Below are 26,919 nucleotides of genomic sequence, written 5' to 3'. Positions count from 1 at the left end.
TTTTTGTTAATTTAATTGACAAAAATCTTTTGACTTGACAATTTGTACTAAACTTATCTAATTTGTGTCACTTAAAATTTAACAGTTTCAAAGAAGGAAATTTATATAGAGTATTTGTTACCATTTAATTTGATTTACAAATAATTATTTATCTAAGTTTGTAATCTAATTTAACTAAGTTAATTTGGGGATTAGTTAGTGAACAAATACTATTTGATAGGTTTCCTATTTTTTTATTCATTTGTTACCGCACAAGATGATTATAAGATCTTATCGTCATCTTCAAACTCGCTAATTATAGAATACACACCATCATTTGAAGACACAACATTAACAATCTATAATTTTGAAACTTATCGAAAAACATCAATCAGAAATTGTGAAATTGCAGAAAATTTGCAAGGAATGCCTGAAGTTCCAAAAAGAGTTTTTAACATTGGAGTTCCGCAAGAATTTGGGAATAATATTCGTGTTATAAATTCTGATTTCAAAGTATTAAATGGAAACTTAAAACCAATTCCCAATATGGAAAAGAGAAATGGTTTTACGGAATTTAGTTACAAAAAATCTAATGATTACAATTATTACAAACATCCGGAAATAATTGAGTTTGGTGAATTTGGAAAAATTAGAGATGCACAAGTTCAAGATATTATTGTAAATCCCGTTTTATTCGATCCGGTTACTTCTGAAATTAAATTTTATACTAAGATAATTTTTCAAATTGATTTTGCACAAAACTCAAATCAAAATCGTAATAAAATTTCAGAATTTGCTGCTGATGTAATTTTAAATAAAGAAATTGCAAAAATTTGGGGAAGTGAAAAAAAACTCTCAAAAATTTCAGGTCAAAATTCAGTTTTGGCTGAAGGCGAATGGTATAAATTTGAAGCCCCAGTTGAAGGAATTTATAAAATAGATAAAGCATATTTAACAGAACTCGGAATTCCGGTAAATTCTATTGATCCAAAAACTATAAAAATCTACAATAACGGCGGATATATTTTACCTTGGACAATCTCTGCGGTAAGACCTGAAGATTTGGTAGAAAATGCAATTTTTGTTTCCGGCGAAGAAGACGGAACTTTTGGCGATAACGATTATATTTTATTTTACGGAAGAGGTGTAAACTTTTGGGAGTTTAACAAAATTTCAAATAAGATTACAAGAAATAAAAATTATTATTCAAACAAAAACTATTATTGGATTACATACGGCGGAACTTCCGGTAAAAGAATGTTAAGCCAAAATAATATTACTGATCAACCAGCAATTCAACAGACTTCTACAAAAGCTTATGTTTACAAAGATGATGATAATCAAAATTTAATGAGCACGGGACTTCTTTTTGTCGATGATAATTATAGTAGTACAGCCAAGACTAAAACGTACACAAATATGTTGAATGAGTTTATTCCGGATAGCACAATTAATTATAATTTCCAATTTATAAATGGTGCAAAACAGCAAAATTTACTTACAATCGATGAAAATTCCACAAGAATTTTTTCAAGATTAATTGCCGGAGCTGCAACTGATAATCAAACATATAGATATGGTGCTGCAATAAGAAGTTTTGCAACATTTAAAGGAACTTTGCCGGAAAATAGATCGGCACTAAAATTTACTTTTACTCCTGCTACAATTTCCGATAAAGGACATTTAGATTATTTCGAAATAGAATATTATAAAAATTTAATTGCGACAGATAATGAACTTTTATTTTTCTCAAAACAAATTGATGGCATTGTTAAATTCAGTGGAAATAATTTTGGAGGAAGTGATTTTATAGTTTATAATATCAGCGATTTCTCAAATCCCAAAATTGTTAATGTTGAAATAACCGGAGGCAATTTTACATTTGCAAACGAAGAAAATTCAAATTTTAGTTCAAAGTATTTGGCTGTGCATTCGAGTAAATTCAAAAAACCGAATAAGGGCGTAAAAGAAACTAATTCGAATATTCGTGGAGAATCTCAAGGTGCTAAATATGTTATAATTTCACCATCTGTATTTAAAGATCAGGCTGAAAGATTAAAAAATTATCGTTCACTTGAAGCACAATTTCCAATATCATCAAAAGTAGTTTTTATTGAAGATATTTATAAAGAATTTTCCGGCGGAATGTTAGATCCAACTTCGATTAGGGATTTCTTAAAATATGTTTATGAAAATTGGCAGATAAAACCGGAATATGTTTTACTTTTTGGAGATGGCGATTATGATTATTTAAACATTGAAGAAATTGGCAAAAATTTTATTCCTTCATTTCAGCAAATAGAATCTTTATATGAAATTGATTCATATCCTTATGATGATTTTTATTCAAGAATTTCCGGTGCTGATGAAAAAGCAGATTTAGGAATTGGAAGGTTAAGTATAACAAACACAAGTGAAGCAAGAATTGTTGTTGATAAAATAATTAGTTATGAAACTGATCAAAATGAAGGACTTTGGCGAAACAGAATTACTTTACTTGGTGATGACGGCTTATCTGGATATAATGCAAAAACTGGGAAAGTTGATGATAGGGACGGATCTCTCCATACAGGTCAATCAGAAAATCTTTCTAACCTATATATTCCAAAAAGTTTTGATAGAAAAAAAATCTACCTTTCTAACTTTCAAACAATAAATACCGGAATCGGTAGGAGAAAACCGACTTGTAATGCAGAAATAATTAATGCGATAAATAATGGAACTCTAATTTTCAATTATTTTGGTCATGGAAGCCCGGATTTATGGGCACACGAACAAGTTTTTGAAAGAACTGTTTCAATTCCGCAATTAAAAAATAAAGAACTATTTTTCCTAACTGCAGCAACATGTGATTTTGGAAAATATGACGATCCTAATTTGCAAAGTGCAACAGAGGAAATGATCTTAATGGAAAATTTTGGAATGATTGGAGGAATTTCTGCAGTTAGACCAGTTTTTTCAAATGAAAATTATGCATTAACAATAACATTTTATAAACATATGCTTGGTTCAAAAGACAGTTTAGGTTTTCCAACTCGAATTGGAAATGCTTATTTTAAACTTAAAAATGAAAGAACTGGACCAAATGATGAAAGATTTCATTTATTTGGTGACCCGGCGTTAAGATTAAATATTCCCAAATTACCTTTAAAAATTACATCCGTAAATAATTCAAATTTAGTTCAGCCGGTAAACATTTCAGCATTAAGCTCTGTAAATATTTCCGGAAAAGTATTAAATGTAGATTCTGCAATAAGCAATTTTAATGGTGAAGCAATAATTACTGTATTCGATTCAAAAAGAACAATTCATCTTGAAGATATTAATTACAATATGGAAGATCAAGGCGGTGTAATTTTTAGAGGTAGAGTTTCGGTAAATAATGGGGAATTTTCTACAAGTTTTACAGTTCCAAAAGATATTTCTTATGAAAATAAAAATGGTAAAATATCGGCTTATTTTTTTAATGAAGAGTTTGATGGAATCGGATATACCGATAATATAACAATTGGCGGTACAGATACAACAAATACAAACGATGGAAAAGGTCCCGATATTGAAATTCTTTATGATGACGAATTAGAAAATTCTTATTTGGTAAATCCTAATTTTAAATTAAGAGTTAAACTTTTTGATGAAACCGGATTGAATACAACCGGTACAGGTATTGGTCATAAGCTTGAAGCAATATTAAATGATAATGAACAAAATTCTATAGATTTAACGAATTATTTTATTGGTGATTTGAATTCCGGTGGAAAATCCGGTGAAGTGAATTATAATTTTTCTTCATTAGAACCTGGCGAATATAAAATAAAAATTAATGCATGGGATGTTTTTAATAATTTTTCTTTTGCAGAAAATAATTTTACAGTTGTTGATGGAGATAAATTAGCATTAAGAGAAGTTTATAATTATCCCAATCCATTTAGTTCAAATACATTTTTTACATTTCAGCATAACTTAAGTGATGCAATAAATGTGAAAATTAAAATTTATACTGTTGCCGGAAGAGTCATTAAGGAAATTAATGCATCAAATGTAGAAGATAAATTTGTAAAGTTAGAATGGGATGGAAAAGATGAAGATAATAACAATATTGGGAACGGAACATATTTGTATAAACTCATAGTTCAAAGTGTTGATGGCGAATACACTGAGAATATTCTTGGAAAAATGGCAGTTATTAGGTAAAATTAAAATCGCCTTGTTTAAAAATTTTTATCAATTTGGAGGTACTTTTCAATGAAGAAATCATTAATAATATTGGTGTTTTTGCCAATGTTAGTCTTATTTACAAATAATATAAATGCGCAAGGGGAAGCCGCTGTTCCATTTTTACTACTTGCTCCGGACTCAAGAGCCGGCGGTGTTGGCGAATCCGGCGGCGGACTTGCAGATAATTCATCAGCTATTTTTTGGAACCCTGCTGGTATTGCTTTTTTAACCGGTTCAGAAGCAAGTATTACTCATAGTAAATGGCTTCCGCAATTTGGTTTGGATGATTTATTTTACGATTATTTAAATTACAGACAATATGTTGAAGAAATAGACGGAAGCATAACATCAAGTATTACATTTATGAATTACGGTACATTTATTCGCACCGGTGAAGACTCGCCAATTGCGTTAGGTGAATTTAGATCATTTGATGCGGCTTTAACAATAGGATACGCGACAAAATTACATTCCGATTGGGGACTTGGATTAAACTTTAGAGTAATTCACAGCAGACTTTCTGATAAACCTACAGCTCAAGAAAAAGGTGAAGGAGTTTCAACAACAATTAGTTTTGATCTTGCAACAATGTGGAGACCGGAAGATTTAGAACTTCCGCTTATTGGTAATATCGGAAATAAATTTAGCTTAGGTATGAATTTAAGTAATGTCGGTCCAAAGATTTATTATATTGATCAATCGCAAGCTGATCCAATTCCTACAAATTTCAGATTTGGCATGGCTTTCCGTTTAGTAGAAGATGATTTCAATTCTCTAACTCTTACAACTGACGTAAGTAAGCTTTTAGTTGATAGAGCTGATAGCGCATCACAAAGAGCTGAATTTTACGAAGCAATTTTTACATCTTGGTTTGATGATGATTTTAGAACCGAATTAAGAGATTTAGTTACTTCATTAGGATTAGAATATTGGTATGGCGGTGAAGATTTTAAATTTGCGCTAAGAACCGGTTTCTTTTATGAAGATCCAAGTTTTGGGAACAGAAAATTTGCTACCATTGGCGCTGGGATTAGATATGATTTATATGGTTTTGATTTCAGTTATATTACTACAGATTTATTCAAAGACGGTGAACAGCATCCGCTTTCAGATACATTAAGATTTACGCTTTCAATCGGCTGGGGAGCAACTACACCAAATGTCGGTAAAGGTTTTCCGCGGGGTATTTAATTAAAATTATGAATCTCAAAAATTTTACCGCATTTTTTATTTTATGTTTGGGTGGATTATCTGCCCAAACTTTTTCTCCGCAATTTTCCACACTTCAAAAAAACGAAAATGTGAAAGTTTCAAACACAATTAATATTTTAGCGGTTATGGTTGAATTCCAGCCGGATAAATTTGAACTGACTTATGGTGACGGAACTTTCGGAACAATTTATTCAAAGGATTACGGCAATTCTATTATTGATCCGCTTCCGCATGATAAAAATTATTTTGAAGATCATCTAAAATTTGCTGAAAATTATTATAATAAATCTTCAAATGGAATTGTTGAAATAAATTATAATGTAATTCCCGAAATTGTAAAAGTTTCTAAATTTATGAGAGAATATTCTCCGGATGATAATGGCGGCTTTAAAATTTTGGGTGATTTTGCAACTGAAGTTTGGACATTGGCTGAGCAGCAAAATCCGGATTTGGATTTTTCTCAATATGATTTATTTATGATTTTTCATGCCGGTGTTGGAAAAGATATTTCTACTTCAAATTTACTTGGAGAGCCTCGTGATTTACCTTCAATATTTATTAGTCTTAATTCGTTAAAACAATTCTACGGAAATGAGTTTGATGGGATTACTTTATCAAACGGATTTAAAATTACAAATTCCGCAATTCTTCCCGAAACCGAATCAAGAGAAGAAAGCGGATTCGGCGGAACAGTTCTTCTTGAACTTTCAATAAATGGATTGATAGTTTCTAACATTGCAAGCTATTTAGGTTTACCGGATTTATTTGATGCGGAAACCGGAAAAAGTGCAATTGGCAGATTTGGTTTAATGGATGGACAATCACTGTTTGCTTTCGGCGGATTGTTCCCGCCGGAACCTTCAGCTTGGGAAAAAGTTTTTTTAGGATGGGAAATACCCGTTACTTTTGATTTTGATAAACCAAGTATAAATGTTGTAACCCGTCTCGCTTATGCATTAAATCGTGAACATTATAAAATTGTTAAAATTCCAATCAACTCTTCAGAATATTATTTAATCGAAAATAGACAGCGGGATGCAAACAAAGACGGTGTAAAAGTTACTTATAAGACAAATAGTGTAATAAAATCAACCACTTTTCAAGAAGATATTGATGAATTTAATAATGCAATTATTGATACGCTGAACGGAGTTGTGCTGGATGTTGATGAATTTGATTGGGCAACGCCGGGAAATGGAATTTTAATTTGGCATATTGATGAAAAAATTATAAATGAAAACTTATCCGCAAATAAAATTAATGTTGGAAAAAATCGCGGCGTAGATTTGGAAGAAGCCGATGGAATTCAAGATATTGGCGAAGAATTTCAAACAATTTTTGGAGATATTGTAATTGCCGAAGGTGATTCAAGCGATTTTTGGTTTGCAAGTAATCCATCAAAATTATATAAAAATATTTTTTCTTCTGATTCCAAACCAAATACTAAAACAAACAGTGGTGCAAACAGCTTAATTACAATTTCCAATTTTGCCGATTTTGGAAATGAAATGACTTTTAGTTTAAATTTTGGTTCTGATAAAGTTGATCTTATTAGCAGAATGGAAAATTTTGGTGAACATTCAAATTTAAAAATTAGCAAAAAAAATCCTTCCAAAACTTTTACTGTTCAAGAAAATGGATTGGTTGTTAATTTCGGAAGTTTATTTATTCCAAATTTTTCTGATGTTGATTTTGCTCTTGTTGAAAATAGAGTTGGTGAATATGTAGTTGGTTCAAAAGATAGTTTGCTAAATATTTTTTATTACGAAATTGAAAAAAATAATGAGCGGATAAATATTGGTGAAAAATGTACTTCACCAATTGTTATTAATCAAATAAATGAAAATGAAAGTGTAATTTTAGTTGGACTTGCAAACGGAGCAATCAAAACTTACAGAAATAATATTGCATTAAATTCCGCTCCAGTTTTAGAAGAAACAATTCAAATGTTTGATTCTGAAATTTCTCAAATTGCAATTCTTGAAAATCAAATTGCGGCAATTAGCAAAAACAAATTCAAATTTTCAAATGAGAATGAAATTAGCTTTCCAGAAGAAATTAAAAATTTTGTATTAACAAAAAATAAATCAAATAAGTTTACAATAATTATTTTGACTTCGGATAATTCAATATTTTCCTTTATAAAAGGTGATCAATCGGCAGAAAAAATTTATTCAAGTGAAAATGAAATTGATGGAATTGCAATTTGTGATTTACGAAAAAACGGAGAAAATTATATTGTATTTAATTCCGGAAATCAAATTCAAGCAATAAATTTTTTGGGAACTCAAGCAGAAAATTTTCCATATCAAAATAATTCAACAAATAATTTTATTGGAATTCCAAATGTTGCAGATATAAATAATGATGAAAATGCCGATATAATTTCGTTAAATAATAATGGTGATATTTATGCAATTTCCGGAACAGACGGAAAAATTATTTCTGAATTTCCTCTTTCTACCGGCGGAGAAATTTCCAGATTAAATATAATTATTAAACGGGAAAATGATTTATTGCTTTCGGCAACTTCATCTAAAAATGAAATTTCTAATTGGAGTATAAACTCATTGGGAGAAGTTCAATGGGGAAGTAAATTTGGCAATAATTTAAATTCAGCTTCAATAAATTCTGCAAAAAATGAAAATTATATTTCAGAATTTTTCCCACAAAATAAAACATACAATTGGCCAAATCCCGTTTACGAAAATGAGACTTTTATAAGAACTTATGTTTCTGAGGATTCAAAAGTAATTGTAAAAATATTTGATTTAGCCGGAGATTTAGTTGACGAATTTAATTTCAATGCAGTCGGCGGTTTAGATTCAGAATATTCTTGGAATGTTACAAACATCCAAAGTGGAGCTTACTTAGCACATCTTGAAGTAACTTCAAACAGTGGAAAATCAGAAAGTAAAATTATTAAAATAGCTATCGTTAAGTAATCAATTCCCATATGAAAAAAATCGTATTACTCTCAATTATTTTTTCAATAAATATTTTTAGTCAAATTGATGATTTTGATCCCGATTATTCTTGGTACACGATTGAAGGAGAACATGTTGCAGTTCATTATCATACCGAAGCTGAAAGATCCGCAAGAACAGTTTTAAAAATTGCGGAGGATGTTTGGGGACCAATAACAAGTTTATATAATTATGAACCGGAAAAGGTTCATTATATAATTAAAGATATTGATGATTACTCAAACGGCGCAACGTATTTTTTTGATAACAAAATTGAAATTTGGGCTTCTGCATTGGACTTTGATTTGCGTGGTTCTCATAATTGGTTGAGAAATGTAATTTCTCATGAGTTTACGCACATGGTTCAAATTCAAGCTGCGATGAAAGTTAGCAGAGCAATTCCCGCTTTTTATCTTCAATTTTTAAATTATGAAGACAAACGTCGTCCCGATATTCTTTATGGATTCCCTAATTTTATTGCATCTTATCCAATTGCTACTATAAACATGCCCGCATGGTTTGCCGAAGGAACAGCTCAATACATGCGCAAAGAATTTGATTATGATAATTGGGATTCTCATCGTGATATGATTTTGCGTTCTTATGTTCTTGATAATAAAATGCTCACATGGAATGAAATGGGAGTTTTTAGTAAAACAAGTTTGGGAAATGAATCTGTTTATAATTCCGGGTTTGCGTTAACAAAATATATTGCGCAAAAATATGGCGAAGATAAATTAAATGATATAACCCGCAAATTAGGAAAACTTACAAACTTCACTATTGATGCGGCTTTTGAAGATGTTTTAGGTAAAGATGGAAATGAAATTTATAATGAATGGAAAGATTATCTTACAAAAGATTATATCGAGAGAATTAAAAATGTTAGAGCGAATGAAGTAAAAGGTAAGCAAATTGTTGATGAAGGATTTGGAAATTTTTATCCTGCTTTTTCACCAAACGGAAAAGAAATTTATTTCATCTCAAATTCCGGCGGAAATTATTTTGTTAATTCCGGTTTGTACAAACTGAATTTGGAAACGAAGGAAAAAGAACTAATTAAATCCGGAATTCGTTCAACATTTAGTTTTATAAAAAACACAAATAAAATTGTTTATGCAAAATTGAGTGAAGAAAATCCTAAATGGACGAACATTCACGATTTATATATTTATGATTTAGATAGTGAAGATGAAAAGCGAATTACATACGGTTGGCGCGCAAATAATCCAAGTGTTTCTTCAGATGGAAAGAAAATTACTTTTATATTTCAAAGAGATGGAACTGCAAATATTGGAATTTGTGATATTGATGGAAAGAATTTTAAGAAGTTAACATTTTTTGAAAAAGGTGAGCAAGTTTTTAATCCTAAGTTTTCTAAGAACGGAAGCGAAATTTTATTTGAATATTCATATCATCATGGAAGAGATATTGCAAAAGTAAATATTGACGGAAGCAATTTTGAATTTTTGCTGAAAGAAAAATTTGATGAACGAAATGCATTTTATTCTGATGAAAATAAAATTATTTATTGCTCAGATGAAACCGGAATTTTTAACATTTATGAATTTGATATAATTACCAAAAATAAAACTCAAATTACAAATGTTGTTGGAAGTGCATTTATGCCTTCAATGAACGAACAAAATAAAATTGTTTATGCTGGTTATACTTCAACTGGATATAAGATTTTTGAATTAGAAAATTATTCAGAAAATTCTGTTAACTCGAATATGAAATATATTCAATCAGCAAATCCGCCTTTGAATATTGATAAATCAAAAGGTGATATTTCTGAAGAAGTTTTTGCCAAACTTAGAAATTTTAATGATAATGAAATTCAGAAAGTTCAAGAAAAAAATTATTCGGGTGCATTTACAAAACTTACAATTTTACCGTTTATTCGTTATGATAATTATAACACTTCAAATTCTGCAATAGATAAAATTAAACCCGGCGTATATTTAACATCATCAGATATGTTAAATCGTTATTCATTTTTTGCCGGAGGTTCAATAAATACAAGGCTTGAGCGCGATTTATTTTTAACATTTATTTTTAAAAATAAAGTTCCGTTATTATATAGTTTGGGATTAAAACCGGAATTATCTGTTGACGTTTATTCCATAAGCAGAAAAGCCGATGTTGATATTCAATTTGGAGCAGATACTGTTAATGGAATTCCAACTTTTGAAAGCGCAGTAAATGCAGATGTTACATATAATTTATTTGAAGTAGATCTTGCAGCTAAGCATAAAATTTTTAATCCAATGCACAATTTGGAATTCAGATTTATATACAGCCAATATTCTGCCGCAATTGGGAGTTTTATTTTTCCTAATACTTCAACTTTGTATCCGAGCAGCAGTGATAATTATTTTATCGGAAGAAATTTGCAGCTAACTTATTCATTCAATTCTATTTATCCAACAACCGATAGCGATATAAATCCCGTGGGTATTGAGGTTGAAGCAAGATACAATTACGAAATGAATAAATATAATCCCGATGGAGAATATGATATTAAAAATGGTGTGCTCGTTCCAATTTATAAAAATTTTAGTTTCCATAGATTAGAGTTGAACTTAAAAAATTATTTTCAGATTTATGATGAACATACTTTATCCGCAAGATTTAGATTGGGAACAATTTTGGGTCCACAAGTTCCGGACTTTTTTGATTTCTATCTCGGCGGATTAGTTGGAATGAAAGGTTATCCTTTTTATGCAATAAGCGGAAACGAACTTGCTTGGTTAAATTTAACTTACCGTTTACCAATATTTAAAAATATTGATTACAGACTTGGACATTTATACATTGATAAATTATTCTTTTCTGTGAATGGAGATTATGGAAATGCATGGAATGATGAATTTCCCGAATTTAGTGATTTCAAAAAAGGCGCCGGCGCAGAATTAAGATTAAAAATGATTTCATTTTATTTATTTCCTACAAGTTTATTTTTTAATGCTTCTTATGCTTTTGATGAATATGAAAAAATTGTTAGAGATGAAAATATTTTGTACGGTAAAGAATGGAATTTCTACGGTGGAATTTTATTTGAATTTAGTTTTTAGGAATTAATATGAGAAAATTTATTTTTTATTTTTTAATTTTTAATACATATCTGTTTTCACAAAATTCTGAAAAAATTTTATTAAGCGGTTCATTAATCAACGACACAAAAATTGCAAATCAAAAATTATTAATTGATGAAAATTTAAATTCAACATCAAATTTGAAAAATAAGAAAACTCCAATATTGGCGGGACTTATGTCATTTGCAATTCCCGGTGCCGGACAAGTTTATTCTGAAAGTTATCTAAAAGCTGGAATTTTTGCAGCAGTTGAAGTTGGTGTAATTGTTTTAGCAGTTATTTATGATAATAAAGGAGATGATCAAACTGAATTTTTTGAAAACTATGCGAATGAAAATTGGAGCGCTTACAGATATGCAAATTGGACAATACACAATGCTGCAACAATAAATCCGAATGTTGATGCAAGTCTTTATAATGTTTTTGACAATAATGGAAATGTTGATTGGAGTGAATTAAATAAATTAGAAAGTGCAATCGGAAATTATTATTCACATCGTTTAGCTCCATTAGGTGATCAGCAATATTATGAAATGATCGGTAAGTATTCTCAGTTTAATGTCGGCTGGGTACAATTTGGGGATGATCCAAATAAAGCTTATGTTTATGGTGATCCTCTTGTTGAACAATTTGATTATTATTCAGTTGAAAGAGGAAAAGCAAATGATTTTTATAATATTTCTAAGTGGGCAGTAATTGCAGTTGTTTCAAATCATTTCATTAGTGCACTCGATGCTGCTTGGACTGCAAGTAGATTTAATAAAAATCTAAACTTAAATGTTTCTGTAAAAGAAGAACGCATAGGATTTTATAAAGAATATCATCCTCAATTAAATATAAAATATAACTTTTAAAATATGGCAACACCTTTAGTTGTAATAGTCGGAAGACCTAATGTTGGCAAATCAACTTTATTCAATAGATTAACAAAAAGTAAAATATCTATTGTTGATGATCAAAGTGGAGTAACGCGTGATAGAATAAGCGGCGAAGTTGAATGGAACGGAAAAATTTTCAAAATTATGGATACCGGCGGTTATGTTAAATCAAGTGATGATAAATTCGAAATTGCTATTAAGGAACAAGTTGAAATTGCAATTGAAGAAGCAGATGCACTTTTATTTGTAAATGATGGAAGACTTGGCGTAACTCATCTTGATAGCGAAGTTGCAGCATTGCTGAGAACAACAAAAAAGCCTACTTATGTTTTAGTTAATAAAGCCGATACTGCAAATTTTGAAAATGACAAATTAGAATTTTATTCTTTTGGATTAGAACACGTTTATGATATTTCTGCTTTAAACGGAAGAAATATTGGCGATGTACTTGATTCGTTGGTTAGTGATTTAAATTTTCCGGAAAATGATTTTGAGGATGATAAAAGATTAAGAATTGCTTTGCTTGGTAAACCTAATGTCGGTAAATCGTCTTTAACAAATGCGCTTCTTGGTTATGATAGAAGTATTGTAACTGATATTCCCGGAACAACGCGAGATAGTATTGATTCTGTTTTAAAATATTATGGCGAAGAAATAATTTTAGTTGATACCGCTGGCTTAAGAAAAAGAACAAAAGTAAAAGAAAATATTGAATTCTATTCAACCGTAAGAACATTACGGGCATTAAGTGTTTGTGATGTTGCAATTATAATGATTGACGCTCAAGCCGGTTTGGAAAATCAAGATCAAAAAATTATTGATGAAGCAATTCACAGAAGAAAAGGAATTATATTAGCTGTAAATAAATGGGATTTAGTTGAAAAGGAAACAAACACTTCTAAGAAGTTTGAAGATGAAATGAAATTTAATTTGGGAGGAATAAATTATCTTCCAATAGTTTTTATTTCTGCATTAACAAAACAGAGAATTTATAAACTTATTGATCTTGCAAAAAGTATTCAAGTTGATAGATCTAAAAAAATTCCCACATCTGAATTAAATGAAATTTTAATTGATGAAATTAGAAAAAGTCCTCCGCCGGCAACTAAAAGAGGAAAAGAAATAAATATTAAATTTATTTCGCAAGTTGGTGAGAAATATCCAATCTTTTTATTTTTCTGCAGCAACAGCAAAGAGGTTCCCGAACATTACCGCAGATTTCTAGAAAATAAAATTCGTGAAAAATTCGGTTTTTGGGGCGTACCAATAACAGTAAGTTTTAAAGAAAAATAATTATATTTAACCTCAATTATTTTTCTATTCCCAAATAAATGCAAACTTCAAAAAAAATTATTGTAGTTGGAGGAAATGCAGCCGGACCAAGTGCTGCTGCCAAAGCGAAAAGAACTAATCCTTCTGCCGAAGTAATTTTAATTGAAGCCGGTGAATTCATCTCTACCGGAACTTGCGAACTTCCTTATTTGCTTTCCGGAATAATTAAAGATTACAATCATTTAGTTTTTTACTCGCCCGAAAAATTTTACCAAGAAAAAAATGTTAAAGTTTTAATCAATAATTTTGTTAGTAAAATTGATTCAAAGAAAAACGAAATTGAGGTACTTGATAGAAAAAATAATTCAAAACAAATTATTCATTTTGATAAATTAATTTTAACAACCGGTTCCAAAGCAAATGAATTACCGGAAATTCCTTTTTCACTAGAAAATGTTTTTAGTTATAAATCGGTTACAGATTATTTGCGACTAAAATCTTTTATTGAAAAAAATAAAGTTGAAAAAATTTTAATTGTTGGAAGCGGATATATTGGACTTGAAGTTGCGGAGTCTTTGAAAACTAAAGGTTATGAAGTTACAATTTTGGAAAAAGAAAAACTACCGCTGCCTTCATCTGATTTAGAAATTCAGCATTTGGTTAAAGAAATTTTAACTAACAATAATATAAAATTCTTATCAGCAGAAAATCATACAAAATTTATTTTGAATGGCAATAAATTTGTTCAGCTAAAAAATGAAGGAAGATTTTTAGATTTTGATTTGGCTATAGTAACTGCTGGAATTAAGCCAAATAATATTTTAGCAGAATCTGCAAATCTAAAATTTGGAAGTTTTGGCGGCTTGATTGTTGACAGAAAATTAAAAACTTCCAACCCTAATATTTATGCGGCAGGCGACAATATTGAAATAATAAACAAAATTACGAATCGAAACGATTATTTTCCTTTGGCAACTTATGCACATCACTTTGGACATATTGCCGGAGAAAATGCAGCCGGAGGAAATAAAATTGCCGATCCAGTAATTTTAAATTCTACATTTAAATTGGCAGATAAATTTATTGCTCAAGTTGGATTGAATTGGAATCAAGCTTCTAAAAACTTTTATAGCGCAAAATATGTAACAGCATTAGCAAATAATAAAGTTAAAATAATGCCAAATTCCTCAAAAGTTTTTGGAAAAATAATTTATGATAATAATTCAAAATTAATTTTGGGTGCTTCATTTATTGGGAGTGAAGAAGTTTCCGGTTATGCAGATATTATAAGTTCTTATATTTATAATGAAATTTCAGTAATGAATTTGGCAAAAATAAACTATAATTATACGCCGCCGTTATCACCATTTATAAATTTACTTTCTATTTTGGGAAGAAAGATTGAGGAGAATTTTTAATGAAAAATCTTAAAATTGTTTCAAATCCATTAATAAGCAGAGACATAACTTACTTAAGAAATAAAGAGACGAGAGAATATCAATTTAGATTGGCAGTAAGAAGAATTGCATATGCTTTGGCAATTGAAATTAGCAAGGAATTTGAAACGATTGAAATTGAAGTTGAAACTCCTCTTGAAATTACAAAAGGTTACAATATTGCAAAGCAAATTGTTTTGGTTCCGGTTTTACGCGCCGGATTAAGCTTAGTAAATTCTTTTATAGAAATGATCCCAAGTGCAAAGGTTGGGCATATTGGCTTACAGCGCGATGAAAAAACCTTACAGCCGATTGATTATTATTATAAAGCTCCAAAGAATTTAGAAATATCAAAAGTAATTGTTTTGGATCCAATGCTTGCAACCGGCGGAAGTTCATCTGCGGCAATTTCTTTTTTAAAAGAAAGAGGAGCAAATGATTTAGTAATGGCATCTTTAATTGCTGCTCCGGAAGGCGTAATAAAATTAAGTGAAAATCATCCGGATGTTCCAATTTATACTGCGACATTAGATAGAGAATTAAATGAACACGGTTTCATACTGCCCGGATTGGGTGATGCTGGAGACAGAACTTTTGGTACGTTATAGTCTAATTTTTCTTTTTGTTATTAAACAATTATTTGGACAGCAATTTCCAAATCAAAAAGTTGATTCTCTTTTAAATCTTGGCATTCAAAATATTTTAAATGAAAATTACGGTTCCGCAAAAAAAATATTCAAATTAATTGATAAAGATTTTTCTGATTTACCTCTTGGAAAAATATATTTAGCCGCCGCTCATATTGCAGAATCCGTTGATTATGAAAAGTCACCGAATGAAAATTATATTGATTCAATTTTAACGGAAGCGCAAAATCAAACTGAAATTTTACTAAAATCTGATGGTGAAAATTTGTGGTACAATTATTTTGAAGCTACAATTTACGGATACAGAGCTTACTTCAATTCGATAACTTCTAATCTAGTTTCAGCATTTGCAGACGGCGTTCTTTCACTTCACAGTTTTCAGAATTGTTTGGAAATCGATAATAACTTTAATGAAGCTTTAATTGCAAACGGAATTTATAAATATTGGAAAAGTGCTCAAACAAAATCTTTAAATTGGCTGCCATTTGTAAAAGATGAAAGAGAAGAAGCAATTAAACTTCTCGAAACATCAATTAAACATAAATCTTATAATCAATATTTGGGAATTAGTTCATTGATTTGGATTTATATTGATAACAATGAAAGTCAGAAAGCTGTTGATTTATCAAAAAAAATGTTGGAGCAATATAAAAATTCGAGATATTTTAATTGGGCATTGGCTCGGGCTTATCAAGATATTTCAAAGGAAAAATCTATTGAAATTTATCAGCAAATTTTAACTTCTGTTGAAAAATTAAAAAACAGAAACTTTTACAATGACATTGTCTTAAAACATAAAATGGCAATGTTATATTTTGATTTAGAAAATTATAATAAATCGTATCAATTGTGTTTGCAAATACTTGATTTTGATATTAAATCTGAAGAAATTAAGAACAGATTAGATGAGAGATTGAACAGAGTTTTAGATTTGAAAAATGAATTGGAAAAAATTCTGGAAAAAAATAAATGATTGTTCTTGATGAAATACAATTGGATACTTTATTATCAGATTTGCTTGGATTGTGCAAAAAAAATCTTCATTCATTTAATGAAGAGCTTGTAACCAAAGCATTCAAGTTAAGTTATGAAGCGCATAAAAATCACTTCAGAGCTTCCGGAGAGCCTTATTTTCTTCATCCTTACAACGTTACAATGATTGTAGCAAAAGAAATTCCTTTGGATGATATTTCTATTGTTAGCGCTCTTTTGCACGATGTTGTTGAAGATACCGATATTAGTTTGGAATTTGTCGAGCGGGAATTTGGAAAAGAAGTTGCAGAAATTGTTGACGGTGTAACAAAAATAAGCGGAGTTTTTAGAGGGCATAATATTACTCAAGCGGAAAATTATAGAAAATTATTGCTATCAATGGTTAATGATGTCAGAGTAATTTTAGTAAAATTTGCCGATCGTCTTCACAATATGAGAACTTTGGAATTTGTTACTCCTCATAAGCAAAGAAGAATTGCAACGGAAACTTTAGAAATTTATGCACCGTTTGCGCACAGATTTGGTTTGGGAAAAGTTAAGTGGGAATTGGAGGATTTAGCTTTTAAATATTTAAATAAAGATGCATATAATGAAATTGCAAAAAAGCTTAATGAAACAAGAAGAGAAAGAGAAGCGTACATAAAAAATTTTACCGAACCAATTAAAAAGAAATTAGATGAACTAGAATTGGTCTATGATATTGGTGGGCGACCAAAACATTTTTACAGTATTTATAAAAAAATGATTAAGCAGAATAAACCGCTTGAAGATATTTATGATCTTTCTGCAATTAGAATTATTCTGGAAAATAATGATCAAAATGATTGCTATTATGTTTTGGGAATTATAAATCAATTATTCAGACCAATTCCGGATAGATTTAAAGATTTTATTTCAATACCAAAGAAAAATAATTATCAATCTATTCATAATACTGTAATTGGTCCCGATGGAAAACTTGTTGAAATTCAAATTAGAACAAGAGCTATGCATGAAATTGCGGAGAAAGGTGTTGCGGCTCATTGGAAGTATAAAGAAAATATGTCTTCTACAAACAGAGATTTAGAAGATTGGGTAAATTGGATTAGAGATATTTTTGAAAGTGTTTCTCGTGATGAAGCAAGCAGCGAAATTTTAGCAAGTTTCAAATTAAATTTATATCAAGATGAAATTTATGTTTTCACTCCTAAAGGGGATTTGAAAATTCTTCCACTCGATTCAACTCCTGTTGATTTTGCTTACGAAATTCACAGCAAAGTTGGATATCACTGTATTGGAGCAAAAGTTAACGGAAAAATTGTTCCGCTCAGCAGTCCATTATCAAGCGGTGATCAGCTGGAAATTTTAACTTCAAAAAATCAGCATCCGAATAAAAGCTGGCTGCAATTTGTTAAAACTCATAAAGCAAAATCCAATATTAGAAAGTTTATACAGAAAGAAGAAGATAGAATTGTAGAAACCGGAAAAGAAATTTGGGAAAGAAAATTAAAAAAATATAAACTTGTTTTTTCGCAAGATGATATAAATAAATTAACGAAAAAATTGAAATTCGAAAATCCTTCAAAATTTTTTGTTGCAGTTGCTGAAGATCAAGTAGATTTGGAAGGTATTTTAAATCCTGAAGAAATAAAAGAAGAAGAATTAAATGATTTAAAATTTGATAGTTTTGCAAAATTTGCGCGTGAAAGTATTGGTGAAGTTGTTGTTGAAGGTGCGCACAAAGGTTTTGTCTATAATTATGCAAAATGCTGTAATCCAATTCCAGGGGATCCAATAGTTGGATACATTACAATCGGCGAAGGAATAAAAATTCATAGAAAAAATTGTAAAAATTTAATATCACTTTCTGAGAATAATGAGAATCGTTTAGTTCCGGTTGAATGGCCCGGGGAAGCCGGTTCATTTTTCTTAGCTGGTATTACGATTAAAGGAGAAGACAGACCTGGAATTTTAAAAGATATTTCCAACACGATTGCTGGATTTCAAAATACAAATATTAAATCAGTTTCAATAAATACTTCGGAATCAATTTTTAACGGACATATTGCAGTTCACATTCAAGATGTAAATAATTTAAATAGATTAATTGATAGATTGAAAAGAATAAAAGGAGTTTATTTGGTTGAACGATTTGATTCGCCAAATCAGTAAAATGAAAGATGAAATAGAAAGAATTCTGGCGATAGATTATGGCGAAAAAAGAATCGGAATTGCAATTTCAGATCCGTTAAAAATATTTGCGATTCCTCTAATTACATTTGAAAATAATAACACATTTTTTGATAAACTAAAGAATTTATTCCAACTATATAATTTTACTTTTGCTGTTTTAGGATATCCACTAAAAGAAGATGGAACAAAAACAAATTTATCTGATATTGTTGAAAATTTTAAGGAAAAAATTGAAAAACAATTTAACATCCAAGTAAAATTTATTGATGAAAGATATTCATCTTCAATTGCTTGGGAGCATATTAAAAATAGTGTAAGCTCAAAAAAGAAAAGAAGAGACAAATCTTTAATTGATAAAAATGCAGCTGCAGTAATACTTGAAGATTATCTATCAACATTAAAAAAGTATTGAATTGCAAGTATTTATTCATATAAATATAATTGACATTATTAAATATATAAGCTATTTTTCAAGTAAATTTTAACCAATTTGGGAGCATTTTTTATGACACTTGACGCACTTGGAATGATTGAAACCAAAGGTTTAGTTGGTGCAATTGAAGCTGCAGATGCAATGGTAAAAGCTGCAAAAGTTGAATTATTAGGAAAAGAAATTATTGGCGGCGGTTACGTTACAGTTATGGTTAGAGGCGATGTAGGAGCAGTTAAAGCAGCTACAGATGCCGGCGCAGCTGCAGCACAAAGAGTTGGAGAATTAGTTTCTGTTCACGTAATTCCAAGACCACACTCGGATGTTGAATTAATATTGCCAAAACGCAAATAAGTAAAATTATGGATCAAGCATTAGGGTTAATAGAAACCAAAGGATTAGTGGCTGCAATTGAAGCTGCAGATGCAATGGTTAAAGCCGCAAACGTAAAAATTATCGGTAAGGAAAAAGTTACCGGAGCTTTAATATTAATAAAAATTGTTGGAGATACAGCCGCAGTAAAATCTGCAGTTGATGCTGGTTCAGCAGCAGCACAAAGAGTTGGAGAATTGGTTTCCGCTCATGTAATTCCAAGACCGGATGATGATCTTGATAAAATTCTTTATGAAGATTCAGCTTCAATCTCAAATGAATTAGTAAATGAAAATGTACAAAGTGAAATTATAGAAAATAAAGCTGAAGCAAAAATTGAAGAAAAAAGTGAATCTGAAAAACCTAAAGAATTAGAAATTAAAAAAGTATCTTCAGTAAAAGTAGAATCTCAAGTTGAAGTAAAAGTTGAAAAAAGTTTACCTAAAAAAGAAATTATTAATAAACCTATCGAACATAAAATTAGTAATTCACCGATGCCAAAATTAAGTGAATTAGAAATTTTAAATGTTCATTCATTAAGAAAAATTGCAAGAAATTTTAATAATTTCCCGATTAAAGGAAGAGAAATTTCTAAAGCGAATAGAAATCTACTTTTAGATTATTTTAAGAGTTTGCAAAAATAAATTATATTCAAATAAGATTTTTTATTTAAACTCCACGAGAATGTGGAGTTTTTTATATTTACAATATGAAAAGAAAAATTTTTACAGTTTTATTTATAGTTACGTTTTCAGTATTACTGTGGGTTTTTGTTTCATTTTCGGGAGAGTTTTCAATCACTTTAAATCTTCCTCCGCAAGTTACAGATGTTCCGGAAAATTTTGCGGTCAGTTTAATTTCTGCAAATGAAATTACGTTAAGTTTAAAGGGACAAGGCTGGCAATTAGCGCAACATACTTTAGGCAGAGATCCAAAATTCTTTATTCCATCACCGAATGATTTAGGCGAGACGGTTATTTCAACAAGAAATTTATTACACGCAAATTCTTGGATTTCTTCTACTTTGCAATTGGCTGAAGTTAGTCCGGAAAAAATTTCGGTTAAAATTGAAAAACGAATTACGAAAAAAGTTGAGATTCTTCCAGTACTTTCTTTATCATTTAAACCGGGTTATGATCTTGTTTCAGACGCGAAAATTGAACCGGATTCTGTTCAAATAACCGGTCCGGAAAGTATAATAAATGATTATTCAATAATAAATACAATTGGTTTAAAGTTAAATAATCTAGAACAAGAAACAAGTTTTAAAATACTTTTACAGAATCCCAAATTTGTTGAATTAGATATTTCCGAATGTAAAATTAGTTTAGATGTACAAAAAATTGTTGATAAATCTTTTGAAAATATTTCGGTTGAAACTAAAAATATTCCAGATAAATATGAGTTAAATCTATCACCGGAAAATATTACAGTTGTAATTCGCGGTGGAATAAATTTGTTAAGCAAACTTAAAAGTGATGAATTATCAGCGTATGTAAATTTTCAGCAAGCGCTGAATGATACAACCGGCTCGATAGAACCATTGATAGAAATCCCCAAATTCACTTCTATAATAGATATAAAACCTAAACGATTGGATTATATAATTAAAAAATACTAACATGTTTATAACATTTGAAGGCTTAGATTTTTGTGGTAAATCCACACAAGTAAAACTTTTACACGAATTTTTAATTTCGCAAAATTATAAAGTTTCCTTAATACGAGAACCGGGCGGTGTACAAATTTCTGAAAAAATTAGAAATATTATTCTTGATAGAAAAAACGAAGAAATGTTTTTTGAAACCGAACTTTTACTTTTTTCCGCAAGCCGTGCACAATTAGTTAGAGAAGAAATTATTCCTAAATTGAAAGATGGGTTTATAATTATTTCTGATAGATTTCATGATTCGTCAATTGCTTATCAAGGTTACGGAAGAGAGCTTGATGTAAAATTTGTTACCGATCTTCAGAAATTTGCAATCGGAGATGCAATTCCCGATGTAACTTTTTTTCTTGATATCCCAATTGAAGAAGTTAACTTAAGAAAATCAAATGTTCAGAATTCGGAACTTGATAGGATTGAAATTTCAAAAAATTCATTTTATGAAAATGTGAGAAACGGATATAAAAATATTGCAAAAAATGAGGAACGCTTTATCACAATTGATGGTTTAATGTCCAGAGAACATATTCAAAAAGAAATTAAAAAAGTTGTGGAAAATTTATTAAAAGGTAAAAAAAATAATGAGTAAAAATATTTATAAATTTTTTGCTGTTTTGTTAATTATAATTTTAGGCGGATTTATAAACAGCGATTCAGATATTTATTTTAAAATGTCAAAAGCAATAGATATTTACGGAAGAGTCTATAAAGAAGTTGCATTAAATTATGTAGATGAAGTTAAACCGGAAGAATTTATGCTTGAAGGAATTCAAGGAATGCTTGAAGCTTTGGATCCATACACCGTTTATATTGATGAAAAACATCAAAAAGATATCGAGTTGATTACAAAAGGAAAATACGGCGGAATTGGTGCAACTGTAGGTTTGTACAATGATAAAATTACAATTGTAGATTTGATAGAAGGTTATTCTGCTCAGCGACAAGGAATTAGAATTGGAGATGTTATAAAAAAAGTTGACTCAGTTGTGATTTCAAAAGATAATTACGATGAATTAGGAAACTATTTAAAACGTGACCCCGGAACTGAAATTTCTTTAACGATTGAAAGAGATGGTATAAAAGGTGAAATAATTTTTAATTTGGTTAGCGAAGAAATAGAAATCAAAAATTTAACATATTACGGATTTGTACCCGAAAATAGTAATAATGCCTATTTGAAACTCAGCAGTTTTTCAAGAAGTGCCGGCGATGAAATCAGAAAAGCTTTGCACGAATTAAAAATCCAAAAAGATATAAACTCAATAATTCTTGATCTTCGCGGAAATCCAGGCGGATTATTAGATGCGGCAATTGATGTAAGTGAAAAATTTCTTGTAAAAGGTCAAAAAGTCGTTTCAATAAAAGGACGCGATCAATTAAAAGAACAAATTTTTAATGCGCAGGAAGAACCGATTGCGGGAAAATCAAATTTAGTTTTACTAGTTGATAATGGATCTGCTTCTGCATCAGAAATTGTTGCGGGCGCAATTCAAGATCATGATAGAGGAATAATTTTAGGAACTAAATCATATGGGAAAGGATTGGTTCAAACAGTAATTCCGCTTTCTTTCAACACATCTTTAAAAATGACAACAGCAAGATATTACACACCAAGCGGAAGATGTATTCAAGAAATTGATTATTCAAAAGAGAAAGAAATTTTTGGTGAAAATATTCTTAATGACAGCACAATTTATTTAACAGATAATAAAAGAGAAGTTCATTCGAATGGCGGAATTGTTCCGGATTCAATTGTTATTAATTCTTCCGAATCACATTTAGTAAGAAGTTTGCTTGCAAAAGGAATGTTCTTCAAGTTTGCGACAAACTTTTTTAATACTTCACCTTCCGAAAACGTAAAAAATGAAAACGAAGAAAATTTATTTAATTCATTTATAGAATATTTGGAAAAAGAAGATTTCAATTATAAAACTCAATCAGAACTTTTAATTTCCGAGTTGAAAGAATCTATACAAAAAGAAGGATACAACTCAAATTTAATTGAAGAAGTTTCAAAATTAAATTTGAAATTTAGCGATATAAAAAAGAAAGAATTGAATAAATATAAGTCGGATATAATTTCAGAAATTAAACAAGAACTTGCAGCAAGAAAAGACGGAAGAAAAGGCAGAATTACAGAATCATTAAAATATGATAATCAATTTGCTTCAGCTTTTGAAATCTTAAATAAAAATAAAGTTTATAATTTTTTGTTGAATTCGAAAAATTAATTTTTTCGTGAAGAAATACTTCTGCAATAACTATAAATTGTCATAATAATTCTGATTTAGAGAAAGAAGAATCTCATACTTTAAAGTGGGATATTTCGTATCACTAATGTTCGACTCAATAAGACAATTCATGTTCGGAAGTAAAAAATAAATTAATGACTAATGAATTAATCCAAAATATAAATTCTTAAAACAATTTTTTTGAAAAATGTTAAATTTACTAATCAGTTTAACCTTTTTTGCATTTCTGCATCAAATAGAGATTAAAAGTAAAATATGAATAAAATTAGGAGGAATAATGTCTGAAACACAAGCAAAAGAAACCAAGCTTGAATTCAAAGCCGAAGTAAAACAACTTCTGGATATTTTAGTTCATTCGCTATACACGCATAAAGAAATATTTTTGCGTGAATTAATTTCAAACGCATCTGATGCGATGGATAAATTACGATTTGAATCGAACAAAGGAACCGATATTGCCGATAGCAATCTGGAATTGGAAATTAATATTTCTGCAAATAAGGATAAAAAAATTATTACAATTTCTGATGCCGGAATTGGTATGACACACGATGAAGTAATTCAAAACATCGGAACAATCGCAAAATCCGGAACTTCAGATTTTCTAAAAATACTTCAAGAAAATAAAGAAGATTCCAGTAATATTATTGGAAGATTTGGAATTGGATTTTATTCAGTATTTATGGTTGCCAAAGAAGTTGTGATTAAAACTAAATCCTTTAAAAAAGACGAACCAGCGGTAAAATGGATTTCTGATGGATTGGGAACTTATTCGATATCTGAATTGGATGAACCATTTAAGAGAGGAACAACAATTGAAATTCATCTTAAAGATGAAATGGATGAATTTTTAGAAAAGTATAGATTGGATTCAATCGTAAAAAAACATTCAAGTTTTATAAGTTTTCCAATCAAAGTAGAAAATGAAAGAGTAAATACCGTTTCTGCTTTGTGGCGCGAACCAAAATCAAATATTAAACCGGAACAATATACAGAGTTTTATAAATTTTTAACTTATGATCAAGAAGAACCTCTAACAACAATTCACAGAAGTGTTGATGCGCCTATTCAGTTTACAAGTTTGTTGTTCATGCCAAAAAAGAATATGGATATTTGGGGTTACAATCGTGAAGATTATGGCTTAGATTTATATGTTCGCCGCGTTTTAATTCAGCATCAGAATAAAGATTTGCTTCCGGAATATTTAAACTTTGTAAAAGGTGTTGTTGATTCGGAAGACTTGCCTTTAAATATTTCCAGAGAAACTTTGCAAGAAAATATAATTTTCACAAAAATTGCCGGAAGCGTAACAACACAAATTTTATCGCATCTCCAGACTCTATCCGAAAAAGAAGAAGATAAATTTAAAACATTTTGGAAGGAACACGGAAAAACCTTTAAAATGGGTTACATGGATTTTACAAACCATGAAAAATTCAGTAAACTTTTAAGATTTAATACATCAGTTTCAAAAGATTCAGAAGAACTTTTTAGCTTAGATCAATATGTTGAACGAATGAAAAATGATCAAAAAGAAATTTATTACTTAGCGGGAAATAGTCGCGAATCTATTACCTTAGATCCTCAATTGGAAATTTTCAAAACAAAAGGAATTGAAGTTTTGTATTTGTATGATCCGATGGATGAATTTGTCATGGATTCTTTAAGGAAGTACAAGGAATATGAAATCAAATCAACTGAATCTGCAGATATTAAAAAATTAAATAAATTAGATAATGTTGAAGAAAATAAAAAAGATAAAGTTGATGAACTTTCTAAAGATGATAAAAAACATTTTTCAAGTTTGATGAAAAGAATGAAAGAAATTTTGGGTGATAGAATTAAAGATGTAAAAGAATCCGATAGATTAACCGGAAGTCCGATTGTTCTTGTAAATTCTGATGGTGGCATGACATCAACAATGCAGAAATTAATGAACATTACCGGCAAAACTTCTACTGTGCCACAGAAAACAATGGAAGTAAATAAAGATCATAAATTGATAAGAAATTTAATAAAAGTTTTTAAGGCAAATGATAAAGATGAATATATTACAACGGTTGTTGAACAACTTTATGAATCGTCACTTTTACTTGAAGGATTTTTGTATGATCCGCATAAATTGGTAAATAGAGTAAATTCACTTTTGGAAAATTCAAGCGATTGGTATGCATCCGTAAAAAATCTAAATGATATCCAAAAATAAAATGTAATTATTAATCCAGACATGTCATTTTTTTATTAGACATGATCTGGAATGATTTAATTATTTATCAAACTTTTCCTTTACAAACTTTAATTCTTCATTAAATTATACGATAATATTTAAATTTCATATTATCAATTTATCAATGAAAAACCGTTAATAAAATGGATGCAAGTATTTCACTCGATTTAGACAATCAATGGGCTTATATGAAAGTCCACGGAGATGAAGGTTGGGAAAAATATCCAACTTATTTAGAAAAATTTATTCCACATGGATTGGAAATGTTAAAAAAGTACAATCTGAAAATAACTTTTTTTATAGTTGGAAAAGATGCGGATGATGAAAGAAATTCCGGAGCAATAAGTGAAATTACAAAATTCGGGCACGAAGTTGGAAACCATTCTTACAATCATGAAGCGGCTTTTAATTTTTACAAAAGAGACGAAATTTTAGATGAACTTAATAAAACAGAAGAAGCAATTTTAAAAATTACGGGAGCACAGCCGATTGGTTTCCGAGGACCCGGATTTAGTCGGAGCAAGTTATTATTTCAAATTCTAAAAGAGAAAAATTATTTATATGATGCATCAACTTTGCCAACTTGGATAGGTCCATTAGCAAGAACATATTATTTCCGGCAATCAAATTTAACAAAGGAAGAAAGAAAAACCCGCGAAGGTTTATTCGGATCTTTTTCTGATGGATTTAAAACAATAAAACCATTCAAGTGGAATTTGGGAAATAATTCAGAATTACTTGAAATTCCCGTAAGTACAATTCCAATTTTAAAAGTACCATTTCATTTTAGTTATTTACATTATTTAGCAAAAGTTTCTGTCGGATTAATGAATTCATATTTGCAAACTGCAATTTCACTTTGTAAAATTACTAACACTGAACCAAGTTTTTTACTCCATCCTTTGGATTTAATTGGCGGCGATTTAATTCCGGAGTTAAATTTTTTTCCGGGAATGGATTTATCAAGCAGTTATAAAGCAGAATTGTTTGATATTGTTATGGAAAAAATGACTTCTAACTTTAACTTGGTTTGTATGAGTGAACATGCTAATGAAATATTAAAAAATAAAAATTTGCCAAGTAAAATTGCTGTTTAAGATA

At 29.7% G+C, this 26,919-nt stretch carries 18 protein-coding genes; all 18 read left to right on the top strand.

Annotation, left to right across the window (positions count from 1 at the left end):
* Positions 1-198: 198 nt before the first annotated feature.
* The 18 genes from porU (at position 199) to IPH62_01260 (ending at position 26,915) form a co-directional block, all read left to right on the top strand.
* Positions 199-4,173, top strand: a complete 3,975-nt coding sequence (porU, locus tag IPH62_01345; GenBank protein MBK7103915.1) for a type IX secretion system sortase PorU — start codon at positions 199-201, stop codon at positions 4,171-4,173.
* Positions 4,174-4,224: 51 nt separating this feature from the next.
* Entirely contained in the window at positions 4,225-5,388 is a 1,164-nt protein-coding gene (locus tag IPH62_01340) for a PorV/PorQ family protein (protein ID MBK7103914.1), read from the top strand.
* Between the two features lie 8 nt (positions 5,389-5,396).
* Positions 5,397-8,354 carry a T9SS type A sorting domain-containing protein gene (locus IPH62_01335; protein MBK7103913.1) on the top strand — a complete coding sequence of 986 codons (2,958 nt, stop codon included), beginning with the start codon at positions 5,397-5,399 and terminating at the stop codon, positions 8,352-8,354.
* Positions 8,355-8,365: 11 nt separating this feature from the next.
* Positions 8,366-11,452, top strand: a complete 3,087-nt coding sequence (locus IPH62_01330) for a PD40 domain-containing protein (protein ID MBK7103912.1) — start codon at positions 8,366-8,368, stop codon at positions 11,450-11,452.
* Positions 11,453-11,460: 8 nt separating this feature from the next.
* Positions 11,461-12,327, top strand: coding sequence for a hypothetical protein (locus tag IPH62_01325; GenBank protein MBK7103911.1), 867 nt, complete (start codon positions 11,461-11,463; stop codon positions 12,325-12,327).
* Positions 12,328-12,330: 3 nt separating this feature from the next.
* Positions 12,331-13,644 carry a ribosome biogenesis GTPase Der gene (gene der, locus IPH62_01320; GenBank protein MBK7103910.1) on the top strand — a complete coding sequence of 438 codons (1,314 nt, stop codon included), beginning with the start codon at positions 12,331-12,333 and terminating at the stop codon, positions 13,642-13,644.
* 38 nt (positions 13,645-13,682) lie between these two features.
* Entirely contained in the window at positions 13,683-15,041 is a 1,359-nt protein-coding gene (locus IPH62_01315) for an FAD-dependent oxidoreductase (protein ID MBK7103909.1), read from the top strand.
* A complete protein-coding gene (gene upp, locus IPH62_01310; protein MBK7103908.1) occupies positions 15,041-15,667 on the top strand; it encodes a uracil phosphoribosyltransferase in 627 nt (208 codons plus the stop codon). Before IPH62_01315 ends, upp begins: the two co-directional genes overlap by 1 nt.
* Entirely contained in the window at positions 15,603-16,679 is a 1,077-nt protein-coding gene (locus IPH62_01305; protein ID MBK7103907.1) for a hypothetical protein, read from the top strand. Before upp ends, IPH62_01305 begins: the two co-directional genes overlap by 65 nt.
* Positions 16,676-18,850 carry a bifunctional (p)ppGpp synthetase/guanosine-3',5'-bis(diphosphate) 3'-pyrophosphohydrolase gene (locus IPH62_01300; GenBank protein MBK7103906.1) on the top strand — a complete coding sequence of 725 codons (2,175 nt, stop codon included), beginning with the start codon at positions 16,676-16,678 and terminating at the stop codon, positions 18,848-18,850. Before IPH62_01305 ends, IPH62_01300 begins: the two co-directional genes overlap by 4 nt.
* Position 18,851: 1 nt before the next feature.
* Positions 18,852-19,283, top strand: coding sequence for a Holliday junction resolvase RuvX (gene ruvX, locus IPH62_01295; GenBank protein ID MBK7103905.1), 432 nt, complete (start codon positions 18,852-18,854; stop codon positions 19,281-19,283).
* Positions 19,284-19,376: 93 nt separating this feature from the next.
* Positions 19,377-19,655: an ethanolamine utilization microcompartment protein EutM gene (gene eutM / locus IPH62_01290; GenBank protein ID MBK7103904.1), complete on the top strand. Its 279-nt coding sequence runs from the start codon at positions 19,377-19,379 to the stop codon at positions 19,653-19,655.
* 8 nt (positions 19,656-19,663) lie between these two features.
* On the top strand, positions 19,664-20,317 hold the full coding sequence (locus IPH62_01285) for a BMC domain-containing protein (protein MBK7103903.1): 654 nt from the start codon (positions 19,664-19,666) through the stop codon (positions 20,315-20,317).
* Positions 20,318-20,382: 65 nt separating this feature from the next.
* On the top strand, positions 20,383-21,294 hold the full coding sequence (locus tag IPH62_01280; GenBank protein ID MBK7103902.1) for a hypothetical protein: 912 nt from the start codon (positions 20,383-20,385) through the stop codon (positions 21,292-21,294).
* Position 21,295: 1 nt separating this feature from the next.
* Entirely contained in the window at positions 21,296-21,928 is a 633-nt protein-coding gene (gene tmk / locus IPH62_01275; GenBank protein MBK7103901.1) for a dTMP kinase, read from the top strand.
* Positions 21,921-23,570, top strand: coding sequence for a S41 family peptidase (locus tag IPH62_01270; GenBank protein MBK7103900.1), 1,650 nt, complete (start codon positions 21,921-21,923; stop codon positions 23,568-23,570). The genes tmk and IPH62_01270 overlap by 8 nt, the downstream gene beginning before the upstream one ends.
* 298 nt (positions 23,571-23,868) lie before the next feature.
* Positions 23,869-25,797, top strand: a complete 1,929-nt coding sequence (htpG, locus tag IPH62_01265) for a molecular chaperone HtpG (protein ID MBK7103899.1) — start codon at positions 23,869-23,871, stop codon at positions 25,795-25,797.
* Between the two features lie 164 nt (positions 25,798-25,961).
* Positions 25,962-26,915 (top strand): polysaccharide deacetylase family protein, encoded by a 954-nt coding sequence (locus IPH62_01260; protein MBK7103898.1) that lies wholly within the window; start codon positions 25,962-25,964, stop codon positions 26,913-26,915.
* Positions 26,916-26,919: the final 4 nt, after the last annotated feature.

The organism is Ignavibacteriota bacterium, from assembly GCA_016708125.1.
In the GTDB taxonomy this organism is placed as follows: Bacteria; Bacteroidota; Ignavibacteria; order Ignavibacteriales; family Melioribacteraceae.
The sequence above is the reverse complement of the archived record's forward strand: the minus strand, read 5'-3'. Positions and strand labels throughout refer to the sequence as shown.